Annotated in this window: 18 protein-coding genes and 1 rRNA gene; 17 read left to right on the top strand and 2 right to left on the bottom strand. The window is 30.0% G+C overall.

Annotated features, from left to right (window positions below):
* Nucleotides 1–62: 62 nt before the first annotated feature.
* The 13 genes from C7U54_RS08105 (at nt 63) to C7U54_RS08050 (ending at nt 10,323) form a co-directional block, all read left to right on the top strand.
* Entirely contained in the window at nt 63–653 is a 591-nt protein-coding gene (locus C7U54_RS08105; RefSeq protein ID WP_107029942.1) for a hypothetical protein, read from the top strand.
* Between the two features lie 61 nt (nt 654–714).
* Nucleotides 715–1,278 carry a TetR/AcrR family transcriptional regulator gene (locus C7U54_RS08100; protein ID WP_158561762.1) on the top strand — a complete coding sequence of 188 codons (564 nt, stop codon included), beginning with the start codon at nt 715–717 and terminating at the stop codon, nt 1,276–1,278.
* Nucleotides 1,279–1,417: 139 nt separating this feature from the next.
* A complete protein-coding gene (locus C7U54_RS08095) occupies nt 1,418–3,463 on the top strand; it encodes an oxidoreductase (RefSeq protein ID WP_107029940.1) in 2,046 nt (681 codons plus the stop codon).
* 260 nt (nt 3,464–3,723) lie between these two features.
* Nucleotides 3,724–4,218: a hypothetical protein gene (locus tag C7U54_RS08090; RefSeq protein WP_107029939.1), complete on the top strand. Its 495-nt coding sequence runs from the start codon at nt 3,724–3,726 to the stop codon at nt 4,216–4,218.
* A 35-nt stretch (nt 4,219–4,253) separates the two neighbouring features.
* Nucleotides 4,254–5,000 (top strand): MerR family transcriptional regulator, encoded by a 747-nt coding sequence (locus C7U54_RS08085; protein ID WP_107029938.1) that lies wholly within the window; start codon nt 4,254–4,256, stop codon nt 4,998–5,000.
* A gap of 234 nt (nt 5,001–5,234) precedes the next feature.
* Nucleotides 5,235–5,774 carry a rubrerythrin gene (rbr, locus tag C7U54_RS08080; protein WP_022000948.1) on the top strand — a complete coding sequence of 180 codons (540 nt, stop codon included), beginning with the start codon at nt 5,235–5,237 and terminating at the stop codon, nt 5,772–5,774.
* Between the two features lie 330 nt (nt 5,775–6,104).
* Entirely contained in the window at nt 6,105–6,497 is a 393-nt protein-coding gene (gene tnpA, locus C7U54_RS08075) for an IS200/IS605 family transposase (protein ID WP_022000947.1), read from the top strand.
* Between the two features lie 9 nt (nt 6,498–6,506).
* A complete protein-coding gene (locus tag C7U54_RS08070) occupies nt 6,507–7,292 on the top strand; it encodes a hypothetical protein (protein ID WP_206603607.1) in 786 nt (261 codons plus the stop codon).
* A 9-nt stretch (nt 7,293–7,301) separates the two neighbouring features.
* Entirely contained in the window at nt 7,302–7,589 is a 288-nt protein-coding gene (locus C7U54_RS15545) for an RNA-guided endonuclease TnpB family protein (protein WP_206603609.1), read from the top strand.
* Between the two features lie 208 nt (nt 7,590–7,797).
* A complete protein-coding gene (locus tag C7U54_RS08065; protein WP_022001391.1) occupies nt 7,798–8,328 on the top strand; it encodes a methylated-DNA--[protein]-cysteine S-methyltransferase in 531 nt (176 codons plus the stop codon).
* A 58-nt stretch (nt 8,329–8,386) separates the two neighbouring features.
* Nucleotides 8,387–9,370, top strand: coding sequence for an ROK family protein (locus C7U54_RS08060; protein WP_022001390.1), 984 nt, complete (start codon nt 8,387–8,389; stop codon nt 9,368–9,370).
* Complete coding sequence (locus C7U54_RS08055) at nt 9,357–9,986, top strand: HAD family hydrolase (RefSeq protein WP_022001389.1); 630 nt, start codon at nt 9,357–9,359, stop codon at nt 9,984–9,986. Before C7U54_RS08060 ends, C7U54_RS08055 begins: the two co-directional genes overlap by 14 nt.
* A 94-nt stretch (nt 9,987–10,080) precedes the next feature.
* A complete protein-coding gene (locus C7U54_RS08050; protein ID WP_022001388.1) occupies nt 10,081–10,323 on the top strand; it encodes a DUF454 family protein in 243 nt (80 codons plus the stop codon).
* Nucleotides 10,324–10,342: 19 nt separating this feature from the next.
* Here C7U54_RS08050 and C7U54_RS08045 read toward each other — a convergent pair whose 3' ends face one another.
* Nucleotides 10,343–10,852, bottom strand: a complete 510-nt coding sequence (locus tag C7U54_RS08045; protein ID WP_107029936.1) for a LysR family transcriptional regulator substrate-binding protein — start codon at nt 10,850–10,852, stop codon at nt 10,343–10,345.
* Nucleotides 10,853–10,906: 54 nt separating this feature from the next.
* Here C7U54_RS08045 and C7U54_RS08040 point away from each other — a divergent pair, with 54 nt between their 5' ends.
* Complete coding sequence (locus C7U54_RS08040) at nt 10,907–11,122, top strand: hypothetical protein (protein ID WP_022000935.1); 216 nt, start codon at nt 10,907–10,909, stop codon at nt 11,120–11,122.
* A gap of 65 nt (nt 11,123–11,187) precedes the next feature.
* On the opposite strand, the gene C7U54_RS08035 is transcribed toward C7U54_RS08040, so the two are convergent.
* Nucleotides 11,188–12,528 (bottom strand): MATE family efflux transporter, encoded by a 1,341-nt coding sequence (locus C7U54_RS08035; RefSeq protein ID WP_107029935.1) that lies wholly within the window; start codon nt 12,526–12,528, stop codon nt 11,188–11,190.
* An 84-nt stretch (nt 12,529–12,612) separates the two neighbouring features.
* Between C7U54_RS08035 and C7U54_RS08030 the strand changes: the two genes are divergently transcribed.
* The 3 genes from C7U54_RS08030 to C7U54_RS08020 form a co-directional block, all read left to right on the top strand.
* Nucleotides 12,613–12,888, top strand: a complete 276-nt coding sequence (locus C7U54_RS08030; protein ID WP_022000933.1) for a hypothetical protein — start codon at nt 12,613–12,615, stop codon at nt 12,886–12,888.
* Nucleotides 12,875–13,219, top strand: coding sequence for a putative quinol monooxygenase (locus C7U54_RS08025; RefSeq protein ID WP_022000932.1), 345 nt, complete (start codon nt 12,875–12,877; stop codon nt 13,217–13,219). The genes C7U54_RS08030 and C7U54_RS08025 overlap by 14 nt, the downstream gene beginning before the upstream one ends.
* A gap of 387 nt (nt 13,220–13,606) precedes the next feature.
* Nucleotides 13,607–13,723 (top strand): 16S ribosomal RNA (locus C7U54_RS08020); the annotation flags it as partial.

Raw genomic sequence — 13,723 nt, 5'->3', positions numbered from 1 at the left:
TATTTTAATCACTTTGATTATCAAGTATAATTAAATAAATAAACAAAGAAAGGATTAGAGTGATGATTGATTTAAGAGAATATTTTTATAATAAGATAAAAAATGAAATGGATCATTGGGATATGTCAGATGCTTATTCTATTACCTTTTTTCTATATAGTAATGAAGCATATACATATAAAGAATATTCTAATGTTTGTGAATTTAGTATTTCTTTAAATAATGAAACTTTCTTTAAAAGTGAATATTCTGGAGATGATGAAGGTCTTTATAGTGAAGAAAGATGGAATTATGCATATTTAGAGCAAGATGATAAAGATATGCTTGATGAAAAAGGAATGGAAACTTTATTTGCGTGGTATAAACAAGAAGGTATAGAGAATATTGGTTATGAAGATCCTGATTGTTATGATGAAAATTGTAGATATATAGGAAAAGGTCCAGTAGGGTATTATGAATTATTAGAAGTGATTAGTGATGTTGCTAGAAGATTAATTGAAGAAGATTATTTTCTACAAAGATGTGGTAAGAGAATTCCTATTATTATTCAAGATTTAGAATTTACGTGGTATGTTCTTGAGGCAACAAAGAAAGTAAATATCCATGATGAAGCACATGATTTTTTTAAAGCATTAGAATCTGGAAATATGTAACTTATTTGTATTTTTTAATAAGTTTTGATAAAATCTATTCAGTTTAGAAATGAGGAATAGGATGACTACTAGAGATATACAAAGAGAAGAAACGAAAAAGAGAATATATGATGTTGCTTTTAAGTTATTTGATGAATTTGGATATGATAAGGTAAAAGTAAGTGATATTGCTAAGGCAGCAAATGTTTCTGTAGGATCTGTGTATTATCATTATAAGAATAAAGAAGCAATTATTGATTATGGCTATTATGAATTTGATCAAATGTTAAAAGAAGCTTACGAAAAGCAAAGTTTTGATAACGAAAGAGAAGCTATTTTATTTTTAATAGATTTTCAAATTAAAGATGTCTTTTTAGATATTGGATTAAAGATGACAACTATTTGTTTTAAAAATCAAATAAATGCTGAAAATACATATTTATATTGTGATGAAAGATATTTATATCAAAAGTTATTAGAAAATCTTAATCATATTCAGCATATGAATAAGGAACATGCAGCTAAAATGATTTTAAGAATTAGTAGAGGTAGTATTTATGATTGGTGTTGTCATAATGGAAGTTATGATTTAGTTGAAGCTGTTCATGAAGAGATTTCTATTGTATTAGATTATATTGGTTTATAGGAAGACGAAAGTCTTTCTATTTTTTTTATTTATATGTGAAAAAATTATTAAGTTATTGACAAGTAATTTATTAAGGGTTACGATGTATATATAAGTTAACTGAATAAATTCAGTGAACTAATTCGAGGAGGGATTTGGTATGACTAAATATCAACATTTGTTTTCACCGATTAAAATCGGTACAGTAGAAGTACCTAATCGTATTGCATTACTTCCAATGGGTGTCTTTTCATCACGTATGATGAATAATGATGGAAGTTATACAAAAGATGGGGCAGATTATTATATTGAAAGAGCAAAAGGAGGAACTGGTTTAATTATTACTGGTTTAGTTCCTGTACCAAAAGGAGCAGGACTTCCTAGTATTGTTAATGATGTTAAAAGCTACACTGAAAATATGAAATATTTAGCAGATGGTGTGCATAAATACGGTTCAAAAGTATTTGTCATGTTAACTGCTATGTCTGGTAGAGCTTCTATTCATCCTACAGATCCAGCACCTAGTTCAATGCCTAATGTATGGGATCCATCTAAAAATAATCCTGAAATGAGTATTGAAGATATTCATCAATATATTGAATGGTTTGCTCAAGGAGCAAAAGCTGCTAAAGATGCAGGGATTGATGGAGTTGAAATTCATGCTGTACACGAAGGTTATTTATTAGATCAATTTACAATTGCAGCATGGAATAAACGTAATGATGAATATGGTGGAAGTTTAGAAAATCGTTTAAGATTCCCATGTGAAATTGTAAAAGCTATTAAAAAAGCTTGTGGGGAAGATTTCCCAGTTTCTGTAAGATATTCTGTTGTAAGTAAAACAAAAGATTTTAACAGAGGTGCTTTACCAGGTGAAGAATATCAAGAATTTGGTAGAGATTATGAAGAAAGTGAAAAAGTAGCTAAGATGTTAGAAGAAGCAGGTTATGATATGCTTGATTGTGATAATGGTTCTTATGATGCTTGGTATTGGCCACATCCACCAGTATATATGCCAAAAGCATGTAACTTGGAAGATGTTGAAAAGGTAAAACAATGGGTTAATATTCCTGTTATTTGTGGTGGCCGCTTTGATGACCCTGAACTTGCTGAAAAAGAAATTGCGGCTGGTAAGATTGATATGATGGGTATGGGTCGTCCGTTACTTGCAGATCCTGATTTAGCTAATAAGTTTAAAGAAGGAAGAGAAGATGATATTAGACCATGTATTTCTTGTCACTTTGGATGTTTAGCACGTATTTTCCAAGTTGATATGAAAACAATGTCTTCTAAAGATATTTCATGTGCTTTAAATCCACGTTGTGGAATGGAAAATCATTATAATATTACTAAAGCAGATGTCTTAAAGAAAGTCGCTGTTGTCGGAGGTGGTATCGCTGGTATGGAAGCTGCGCGCGTGGCTGCTCTTCGAGGACATAGTATTGACTTATATGAAAAAACTGATCGTTTAGGTGGTGTATTTAATGAAGCAAGTGCTTTTGATTTTAAAGATGATGATCGTCGTTTATTAGCTTGGTATAAAAAACAAATCAAAGATGCAGGAGTTAATGTTAAATTTAATACTGAATTTAAAGTAGAAGATAAAGCAAATTATGATGTTGTTTTTGTTGCTACTGGAGCAAGTGAAAAACGTTTAGATAATATTCCTGGATTTGATCAACCAAATGTAAGATATGCAGTTGATGTTTTAGATAAACAAGATATTAAAGATCAAAATGTTGTCATCATAGGTGGAGGTCTTACAGGTTGTGAATTAGCTTATGACCTTGCTAGAAAGAATAAAAAAGTTTCAGTTGTTGAAGCTTTACCTACCATTATGAATGTAGAAGGTCTTGCAGCTCCAAATTATAATATGCTTGTTGAATTAATGGAATATTACCATGTTGATCTTTATAAAAATGCAACAGTAAAAGAATATAAAGATGGTAAATTGATGATTGATGTGATAACAACAAACGAACCAAATATTAATAATAGAGCACGTATGATGTCATTATTTGGTGTACATCATACATCAAAAGCAATTGAAGCTGATACAGTTGTTGTATCTGTTGGTTATAAATCTAATCAAACATTATATGATTCAATTAAAGGAGAAAATGTCTATTTATTAGGAGATGCTATTCAACCAGGTAACTTAATGACTGCTATTTGGGGCGCATATACAACAGCTTTAAAAATTTAAGATAATACGAGACAAAATTGTCTCGTATTTTTTTATTAGAAAAATACAAATAATGGATTAGAAATTTTTATTGATGCTGTTAATCAAAATTTACACGATCTTTTACCATTAGATTTAGAATTAAGTAATGAAGGATTAAAAAATGGCTTCAAAAAAGGACAATTCCTAGAAATAGAGCCTATGCTTCTAATTTTTTATCACGATTAGGATTAAATGAGAAAGATACAAAAGGTATTATTGATATATGTCAAGGCTTATCATTGAATGATAGTTATTGGGTTGTACAAGAAAATTGTAAAGACTTATTTAAAGATAAAAATCTTTATCATAATTCTTTTAATACCAACATTGCTTCTATTGCTTTTACAGGATATGGAAGTTATACAAGAACTTTATTTAAATCATCACCTGAATTTACAACAAATGGGATGCTTGCAAAATCATGGAGAAGAATAAAAAATAATATTTTTCTTTATAAATCGGGAACAGAAGGATTTGCGAATAGTGGCTTAGAACCTTATAGTGAATATTATGCTTCACAGATTGCAAAAATAATGGATTTACATTATGTGGATTATGGGCTTTCTAAATGGAAAGGAAAGCTTTGTTCAACATGTTTACTTTTCACAAATGAAAACATATCTTATATTCCAGTTGGAAGAAATTATTCAAAAAAGAGTTTTAGAATTATTAGAATAGTAGAGCACATCTACTATTTTCATTTTAAATTAATAAATTACTTGACTATATCCTAAGGTCATACTGTTTAATATAAGTAGAGGTGATAGTTATGACAACACATGAAGTAGAAGAAATGTTAGATATTACAAAGAAAATGTTGATTTATTATGAAAATGAAGGTTTAGTGAAACCATTAAGAGATAATAATAATTATCGATGTTATAATCAAGATGATGTTTCAAAAATTAAGTTTATTCTCCTATTAAGAGAGATGGATGTCACTATAGAAGAAATCAAACAGATTATTAATAAAAAGAAATCAATTAGAGATGTTTTGGAAAATAAAAAAGATTTGATAAAACAACGACAACTTGATTTAGATCATATAGATGAAAAAATTAATAATTATATTAAAAGAAAAAAAGTTAAAATAGCAGTAGATAATGTTTTAGATTATGGAACGATTTATGATCGTTTATATTTTTATAAAGATTTTCTTCAATATTTTCAGACAGAAATAAAATACAGTGATGTCAAATGCTTTAAACTATCAATGTCCAGTTCAATTGGATATATGAAATTCATGGAAGTACATATGAATTATTATGTGGATTTAGATGTTATTACACAATATGATACTTATTCTTTTCAAATTATGAACAATGAAGTTGTTTATCAAATGATGGAAAGAATTAAAGCTTATCCATTAGAAGATCCTCTTGGATTGGTTGACATCTATCTTAATAAACGAGATATGGTTCAACTTAATCAATATATTAATCGACATTTTAGAAAGTGGGCTAAAGAATATCATTTAGATAATCCAAGAGATAGTATAATAAGAAGATACAAATAAGACCAATTTGTTCCAAAATAAAAAGCTGATTCTAAAAGAGAGTATGATTAAAAGGCACATAGAAATGTGTCTATCACTAATCCCTCTCCATATATGAGTTCATTTTCTATTGCAATCATGTTAGTGATAGGAGGAGAAATTCTCTTTCTCCTTTTTTAATTGACAAAAGAAAGAACAAAGATTAAAATATAAATAGGAATTATTCCTAGCAAGGAATAAAAGGAGGAAATAAACATGGCTAATAAATATGCAGGAACACAAACAGAAAAGAACTTAATGGAAGCTTTTTCAGGAGAATCACAAGCAAGAAATAAATATACTTACTTCGCTTCAAAAGCAAAAAAAGAAGGTTTTGAACAAATTTCATCTTTATTCTTAAAAACAGCAGATAATGAAAAAGAACATGCTAAAATGTGGTTTAAAGAATTAAATGGTATTGGAAATACAGCTGAAAACCTAGTAGCAGCAGCTGAAGGTGAAAACTACGAATGGACAGATATGTATGAAGGCTTTGCAAAAACTGCAGAAGAAGAAGGTTTTCCAGAACTTGCAGCTAAATTCCGTATGGTTGGAGAAATCGAAAAACATCATGAAGAACGTTATAGAGCATTATTGCATAATGTAGAAATGCAAGAAGTTTTCGCTAAAAGTGAAGTAAAGGTTTGGGAATGTCGTAACTGTGGACATATCGTTGTTGGGGAAAAAGCACCTGATGTTTGTCCAGTATGTGATCATCCACAAGCGTACTTTGAAGTTCATGCAGAAAATTATTAATAAGAAAGGTGCTTTGGCATCTTTTTTATTGTTTTTATATAAGAATATTTTTTAAGTTTTTTGTGCTCTTTTCATAAATAAAAATATTTATTCGTATAATAATAGCTGTCAAAGAAAGGCAGATGAAAGTGAATAAATGTTATAAATATGTTTTATCTTTAGGTTATTTATGTTAGAAAGCATTTAATTTGCTGTATTACCATAAAAGAATGAGCATTACCAAATGTTGCCGTAAAGCTCCCAGCTTTAGCTGTGGAGATATAGGCAACTTTTTTTAGTTTTTATCAATAACATATATCATTAGATATCTTTTAGTAGTATAATGTGTTCATGAAGTACAAATCAAATAATAATGTGATCTATTCCTGTAAATATCATGTTGTATTTTGTCCAAAATATCGACGTCCCGTTCTTGTAGATGGTGTTGATGATCGCTTAAAGGAGTTGATTAAAGAAACCTGTGATCAATTGAATGTCGAAATCATTGAAATGGAAATCATGCCCGATCATGTACATTTGCTTATGGAAGTAGATCCACAATATGGAATTCACAAAGCAGTTAAAAGAATCAAGGGCTATTCTTCTAGAGTGTTGAGACAGGAGTTTCCTTGGTTGAAATCAAGGATCCCAACGCTATGGACCAATAGCTATTTTGTATCTACAGTAGGTGGTGCACCACTTTCTGTAATCAAGCAGTATATTGAAGATCAAAAAAACGTTTAGGTGATATCTATGCAATTAACAGAAACAGTCAAGCTTTATCCAAATAAATATCGGACAGAATTAATCAAGGCAACGATGTCGGAGTATATTTCTACAGTCAATCATCTTGTTCTTGATGCAATCAATGGAAGAGCTATTACAAAAATAACAACAGCAGATGTAAATGCTGCTCTTCCAAGTGCCTTATGCAATCAATGTATTCGAGATGCCAAGTCCATCATAAGAAAATATAATAAGGTTTTAAGAAATTCAGATACTCAAGTAAAACTTCCTGTTTTGAAAAAAATGTGTTGTTATATCAACAACCAAAACTTTAGGATCAATGATGACTGTATTAACTTTCCAGTAATCATCAATGGAAAGTCAAAACGTATATCAGTCAAAACAAAAATATCAAAAAAACAGAAATCAATTTTTTCATCCAGTAAATTAGGAACGATGCGTATTGTTGTAAAAGGACATGACCTCGTAGCACAAATCGTCTATGATGCCAAAGAAGATGCTGCTTCTTCAAATGACAATGTCATGGGTGTTGATTTTGGAATCAAATGTCCTGCGGTAAGCTATTGCCCAGATGAAAGTGTCAAGTTTTATGGAAATGGTAGAAAAAACAAATATATAAGAAGACACTACAATAATCTTAGAAAAAGATTTCAAAAAGCTAAGAAGCCAAAGGCAGTTGCTAAGATCAACAACAAAGAACAACGTATCATGAAAGATATAGATCATAAGCTAAGTCGTGAAATCGTAAATACAGCAAAAGCTCATGATGTCTCAGTAATCAAATTAGAGTGACTTCAAAACATCCGCTCTACGACAAGAACAAGTCGAAAAAACAATCATAGCCTGCATACATGGTCATTCTATAGACTAGCTACATTTATAGACTACAAAGCAAAACTGGCAGGCATAGAAGTTGAGTATGTAGATCCAGCATATACAAGTCAGATCTGTCCGATATGTGGAAGAATCCAACATGCAAAAGACAGGAATTATACGTGCAGATGTGGATATCAAACACACAGGGATCTGCTAGGAGCTATAAATATATGCAACTCAACTGAGTATATTGGTAACAGATATACTGCCTAGAGAACTATAGGTTCTGCTCTAGGAAGGGTAATGGCATACCCCTAACTTGCACTGCGACCTATCAGAAATGAACTGGTCAGCCAACAATGTTGGCAGGTAGCAAGAATCCCCTGTCTTTAGACATGGGGAGTGTCAAACCAAAACACTATCAAAAATAACTTTTTAATCATCGTCAAAATAATTTAAAAGACATTTAGGAGAAAAGATTATGTATTATAAAACAACATATAAATCACCCTTAGGAATTTTATATTTAGTAAGTGATGAAGAAAATTTAATAGGATTGTGGCTTGAAGGACAAAAATATTTTCAGGCAACATTAAAAGAAGAGCCCATCATTAACGATCAAATAAAAATACTCCAAGAAACCAAAAGTTGGTTAGAGCGTTATTTTAAAGGAGAAAAACCAGATATTAAAGAGCTTTCTTTAAAACCACAAGGAAGTCTTTTTAGACAAGAAGTGTGGAAACTTCTTTGTGAAATACCTTATGGTGAAGTCACAACTTATGGAAAGATTGCTAAAGTTGTAGCTCAAAAACTTCATAAAGAAAAAATGTCAGGACAAGCCGTAGGAAATGCGGTAGGTCATAATCCTATTTCAATTATCATTCCGTGTCATCGTGTCGTTGGTACAAGTGGCAGTTTAACGGGATATGCAGGTGGTATTGATAAAAAAATTGCTTTATTAAAACATGAAGGTGTGGATATGACACGTTATTTTAAACCTAAAGCCAGATGATTCTGGTTTTTCTTTTATTTTACTTTTATTATAGTATAATAAAAGTCGGGTGAGGATAATGAATGCATTAAAAGAAACGAAGAAAAAACATTTATTAGCTATTTTAAAATATCTCTATCTTCATAATAGTTCAACAATGAACGAATTAGTAGGAAATCTTCAATTATCACAACCAAGTATTCGTAATATGGTAAGAATACTTCAAGAAAAACAATTGATTCAAGAAGTAGGAAATGACTTATCAAGTGGCGGAAGATGTCCAACACGTTTTGCCTTAAATGAAAAAAATTATTTAATTCTATGTCTTTATATTCAAGTGGATAAAATCATTTATCAAGTAAGAGGTTTTAGTGAAATAAAAAAAGAAGATACTTTATTTTATCAAGGGGAAGAAGAATTAAAAAAAATAATAAGACAATTAGTAGATAAAAATGAAGTTCATTGTTGTCAAATAGCGGTTGAAGGAATTGTTTATGAAGATGAATACGTTACTGATCATCAAAATATTCTAAAAAAACATCATTGGGTGAAAGATATCAAAAAAGAAATAGATCTGCCAATTCAACTCCAAAATGATGTCAAGATGATTCATCAAGGATGTTATTTTACGTATCAACAAGACACTACTTATTATCTATATATAAATGAAGTGGGAATAGGAAGCTCTTATTTTTATAAAGATGAACCGCTATATGGAAATACTGGAATCATGGGTGAAATAGGCTTGATATCTTTTAAAGGAAAAACGATTAATCAACGCATTCGTGAATGTCAAAGTCAAGATGAATTTAATGAACTTCTGGGGTTATTGGTAAGTATGATTTTTACAATGCTTGATCCAACGCGTTTAGAACTGTCATTAGATTTAAAATGGAATTATGAAGAAAAGATCATTAAAAATATATTAAATAAAATAGATAAAAATTGTTTTAAAAATCTTTATTTTCATAAAGATATTTCTTCGATGTTATTTGAGGGATTGGCTTATCGAGGTATTGTTTATTTATTGAAAGAAAGGATTGAAAGAGATGAAAAAATATAAAGCGATTATTTATGATATTGATGGTACACTTTTAGATACTTTAAAAATGAATATGTACCCCCTTATGAAAATTATTAAAGAAGAAACAGGAGAAGATTGGACTTTTGAACAGGTTTTAAAATTTGCAGCCTATCCAGGTATGAAGGTCATGGAAGAATTAGGTGTTAAAGATCAAGAAAAAACCTATGCTAGATGGGTGCAATATGTAAATGACTATGAAGATGGTGCTACTTTATTTGAAGGATTTGAAGAAGTTTTGGAAACATTTAAAAACAAAAAAATCAAACAAGCAATTGTCTCTTCTAAACTTAGAGAACAATATGAAATTGATATTGTTTCTAAAGGAATTGATCAATACATGGAAGCTGTTATTTTACAAGATGATACTACTTTTCATAAACCTCATCCGGAACCACTATTAAAATGTATTGAAAAATTAAATTTAAAACCTGAAGAAGTTATTTATATTGGAGATGCACAATCGGATTATGAAGCATCTAAAAACGCACACATTGATTTTGGTCTTGCAAAATGGGGTAGTGTTGCTACGCAAGAAATACCAGCCACTTTGGTTTTCAAACAACCAAAGGACTTATTGCGATTATTAAAAAAATAATTTTTCTTTTAGAATTATTTAGTTTTTCTTTAGAAATAGTTCACGGCTTGTTCATATAACTTTTTTATGCTTTTTTTAACAAAAGGAGGCATCTATGAAGTTACGTTACATCTACCAAAGTGTTTTATTTATTATTGGACTATTCTTTATTTTATTAGGATTCGTTGGTTTATTGCTTCCAATTGCTCCTCAAGTTCCATTCTTTATTATTGGAGCAATTTGTTTAATGAAATCATCAAATCGTATTAGAGATTGTGTAAAACAACATGCCCTTTATAAAAAGCATTGTCAAAAATTTATAGAAAAATCGAAATTATTAAAGCGAATACTTGGTTAGTACTCGCTTTTTAGTATTTCTATAAAATTTTTTTGTAATAAAGAAGTAGGTTTCTTTTTTTAATAAGGTGCCAATGATATAAAGGTATGTTTTCTTTAACCATTATTTTTACGTTTTCTGGTAAATCAAAAATAGCGACAATTTGTTTGTTATCAATAAAATCAGGTATTTCTTGATTTTGCATGGCTTGTCTAGCGACCATTATTTTTTCATCTTTAAGATCTTTTTCTGCAATGATTTTTTTAGAAGCGAAGGGATGTACTTTAAAAGCAAGAATATCTAAAGAATTTGTACTCTTTAAAGGGATTCCTTCATAAAGATTTCTATCGTAATCATGAATAAAAAGACCAAAATCAAGAAGATTTCTTTCTAATTGTTTTAATAATTTTTCTTTATCATCACTTAATAAATGAAATTGTACATGAGGATAACGCTCTTGAAAGAGTTTCATCATTTTCACAATTTCACTTAAATTATCTGTTTGCCCTGTTCCAATATAGAGAGGTCCTGTTAAAGGATCGCTTTTCATTTTTCTATTATTAAAGGATATGGATTTAAGGAAACAGAAAGGGAGGTCAAAGAAATGTGTGATTATGCAAACTATCTTGAAAGAAAAGCAAGAAATGAAGGAATTAGTCAAAGAATCAACCAAGGCAAAAAAATAGAACGTAAAGAAAAGAATATAGAGTATGTAAGAAAACTAATGGAAAGATTACAAATGTCATTTAAAGAAGCGGTTAGTTTATTAGAAATACCAGAAAAAGAAATTAAAGAAATAGAAAAATACTTTCAATCATAAATAATGAACTTAAAGGTAAAAAAGATATTTTTAATTAGAGTAAAAGAGGCTTTTGTAGCCTCTTTTTAAGCAAGTGTTTTTTTCACAAAATGCTTGAAATAAACACCATTAAGAATTGTTGTCATTAAATCCGAAATCGGTTCTGCTAGAACAACAGCATAAACTCCATAACTTGGTAAAATAAATGGTAACAGATAAATCAAAGGTATTAATAAAATGATTTTTCTAAAGAATGCAAAGAAAAATGCATTTTTTCCACAACCTAATGCATTATAGGTTTGTTGAAAAGTAGAGAAAGCACCCATGATAATAAAGCCAAAGATATAGATTCTTAATAATTGATAAGAAAGTTGAATTAACTGAGTATTATTAGCAAATAAGGAAACAAATACTTGAGGGAAGGCCTCCATTAATAAAACACCAATAATTGAATAGGTTAAAGCTACTTTGATCGTAATTTTAATAGTCTCTTTTACACGATCATATTTTTTTGCGCCAAAATTGTAACTAATAATAGGTTGTGCTCCTTGGGCAATTCCTTCCATAGGAAGAGATAGGATTTGTGACATTGAAAGAAGTATTGTCATAGCACTTACCGATAAATCTCCACCATAAAGAAGAAGTTGTCTATTAAAGGCGACTTGTAAAATTCCTTCTGTTGATGACATAAAGAAAGGAGTAAAACCTAAACCTAATATCTTTTTCATAATATTTTTATCAAATAAAAGATATTCTTTTCTTATTTTTATAATTGTCTTTTTACCAAATAAAAAAGATAACACCCAAATACATGAGACGAATTGTGAAATAATGGTTGCAAGGGCAGCACCAGCAACATTCATATGTAAAACATAGATAAAGATAGGATCTAAAATAATATTTAAAATACCACCAATAAGTAAAGTCATCATGCCAAACTTCGCATAACCTTGAGTGTTGATAAAATAATTAAGACCGACCGTTAATTGGATAAACACAGTTCCAACTGTATAAATTCTTAAATAAGATAAAGCATAAGGAAGTGTTTTTTGACTTGCTCCAAAAAGAATAAGAATTTTATCACCCCAAACCAAAAGACAAAACATAATTATAAGAGAGGTCAAAATTAAACTACTAAACGCATTTCCTAAAATTCTTTCAGCTTCTTTGGGGTTCTTTTCTCCTAATTTAATAGAGGCAAGTGGAGCACCACCTCGACCAAAAAGATTACTAAAAGCAGTAATGATTGTAATAATTGATGTACATAAACCAATTCCTGCAATGGATAAACCACCATCGGGAAGTCTACCAATATAAATACGATCAACCATATTATAAATAAGTGTTGCAAGCTGTGCCAAAATGGATGGTAAAGCGAGCGAGAATAAAAGTGATGACACTTTTTCGTTTTCTAATCGATGATTCATAAATACCTCCAAACAGTCTTAATTATAAATGTTTAATTATAAAGGTCAATATGATAAAATTATGGAAAGAAAGAAGGGAAAAGTATGGCATTATTTGATGACTTAACAAAAAAAGCGGTAAAGTTTACGGAAAAAACAATTGAAAAATCTTCTGAACTTGCAGATACTGCAAAAACGAAAGTAAGTATTAAAAGTGCAGAAGCTGATTTGGATGATCAATTCATTGAATTAGGGAAGTTGTATTATGAAGTTTTAAACAAGGACAATGTCTTTGATGAAAAAGCTGCTCCAGTTGTTCAAAAGATTGATGAAATCAATCAACGTATTGAAAGTTTGAAATTAAGCCTTGAAAAAGAATAACGCAATTACTGTTCATATTTACTATACTGGAGAAAATGGAAGTGCGAAAGCTTTTGTCAAAGAGATGTTAACAAGTGGTCTTGTTGATGAAATTAGAAAAGAAAAAGGAAATAGACGTTATGAATATTTCTTTTCAGTAGAAGATGAAGAAACGGTTTTATTAGTGGATAGTTGGGATAATCAAGCAGCAATTGATTTACATCATGCTTCTAGTATCATGGATCAAATAACGGAACTAAGAATCAAATATCATCTACATATGAAAGTTGAACGTTATTTTTTAGATGAAACAGGAATACCAAAAGAAGATCAAAAGTTTATTCAAAAATAAGGGCCTATTGAGGAAATAGGTCCTTCAGACTATTAACATTTTATTTGTTAACAGTTTGAAAGAAGGCTACTAAAAAGGTCTTCTTTTGCTGTAAAAACACAGTATATTATTCAAAAAAGGGAAAAAGGCAAAAAAAGAGTATGATAAAAAACATCGATACAGAGGGAAAAAAGAAAGGGAAAGAGAGAAAAAGATAAAAAAAGATAAAAAAAGATAGAAAAAAAGCTTTACAAAAGGGAGAGGGGATGGTAATATAAATGGGCACTCGACGAGAGAGTCAAGTGAGAGGACATTGAAAACTGAACAGGAAAGAATAAAACACAACGTCAATTAAGTTAAAGAAATAAAAAAGAGCTAAACAGACCAAAGTTGTCTGAAAGAAATAAGACAATGGAGAGTTTGATCCTGGCTCAGGATGAACGCTGGCGGCGTGCCTAATACATGCAAGTCGAACGCTTCACTTCGGTGAAGAGTGGCGAACGGGTGAGTAATACATAAGTAACC

The organism is Faecalibacillus intestinalis (assembly GCF_003024685.1).
Taxonomy (GTDB): Bacteria; Bacillota_I; Bacilli_A; order Erysipelotrichales; family Coprobacillaceae; genus Faecalibacillus; species Faecalibacillus intestinalis.
This window is presented reverse-complemented; position numbering and strand designations above follow the sequence as displayed.

Excerpts from the sequence above, each read along its gene's own strand:
- rbr (WP_022000948.1), top strand. The coding sequence starts at position 5,235 with ATGGCTAATAAATATGCAGGAACACAAACAGAAAAGAACTTAATGGAA.
- C7U54_RS08095 (WP_107029940.1), top strand. The coding sequence starts at position 1,418 with ATGACTAAATATCAACATTTGTTTTCACCGATTAAAATCGGTACAGTA.
- C7U54_RS08050 (WP_022001388.1), top strand. The coding sequence starts at position 10,081 with ATGAAGTTACGTTACATCTACCAAAGTGTTTTATTTATTATTGGACTA.
- C7U54_RS08040 (WP_022000935.1), top strand. The coding sequence starts at position 10,907 with ATGTGTGATTATGCAAACTATCTTGAAAGAAAAGCAAGAAATGAAGGA.
- C7U54_RS08070 (WP_206603607.1), top strand. The coding sequence starts at position 6,507 with ATGCAATTAACAGAAACAGTCAAGCTTTATCCAAATAAATATCGGACA.
- C7U54_RS08035 (WP_107029935.1), bottom strand. The coding sequence starts at position 12,528 with ATGAATCATCGATTAGAAAACGAAAAAGTGTCATCACTTTTATTCTCG.
- C7U54_RS08060 (WP_022001390.1), top strand. The coding sequence starts at position 8,387 with ATGAATGCATTAAAAGAAACGAAGAAAAAACATTTATTAGCTATTTTA.
- C7U54_RS08105 (WP_107029942.1), top strand. The coding sequence starts at position 63 with ATGATTGATTTAAGAGAATATTTTTATAATAAGATAAAAAATGAAATG.
- C7U54_RS08085 (WP_107029938.1), top strand. The coding sequence starts at position 4,254 with ATGACAACACATGAAGTAGAAGAAATGTTAGATATTACAAAGAAAATG.
- C7U54_RS08065 (WP_022001391.1), top strand. The coding sequence starts at position 7,798 with ATGTATTATAAAACAACATATAAATCACCCTTAGGAATTTTATATTTA.
- C7U54_RS08100 (WP_158561762.1), top strand. The coding sequence starts at position 715 with ATGACTACTAGAGATATACAAAGAGAAGAAACGAAAAAGAGAATATAT.
- C7U54_RS08045 (WP_107029936.1), bottom strand. The coding sequence starts at position 10,852 with ATGAAAAGCGATCCTTTAACAGGACCTCTCTATATTGGAACAGGGCAA.
- C7U54_RS08055 (WP_022001389.1), top strand. The coding sequence starts at position 9,357 with ATGAAAAAATATAAAGCGATTATTTATGATATTGATGGTACACTTTTA.
- tnpA (WP_022000947.1), top strand. The coding sequence starts at position 6,105 with ATGAAGTACAAATCAAATAATAATGTGATCTATTCCTGTAAATATCAT.
- C7U54_RS08030 (WP_022000933.1), top strand. The coding sequence starts at position 12,613 with ATGGCATTATTTGATGACTTAACAAAAAAAGCGGTAAAGTTTACGGAA.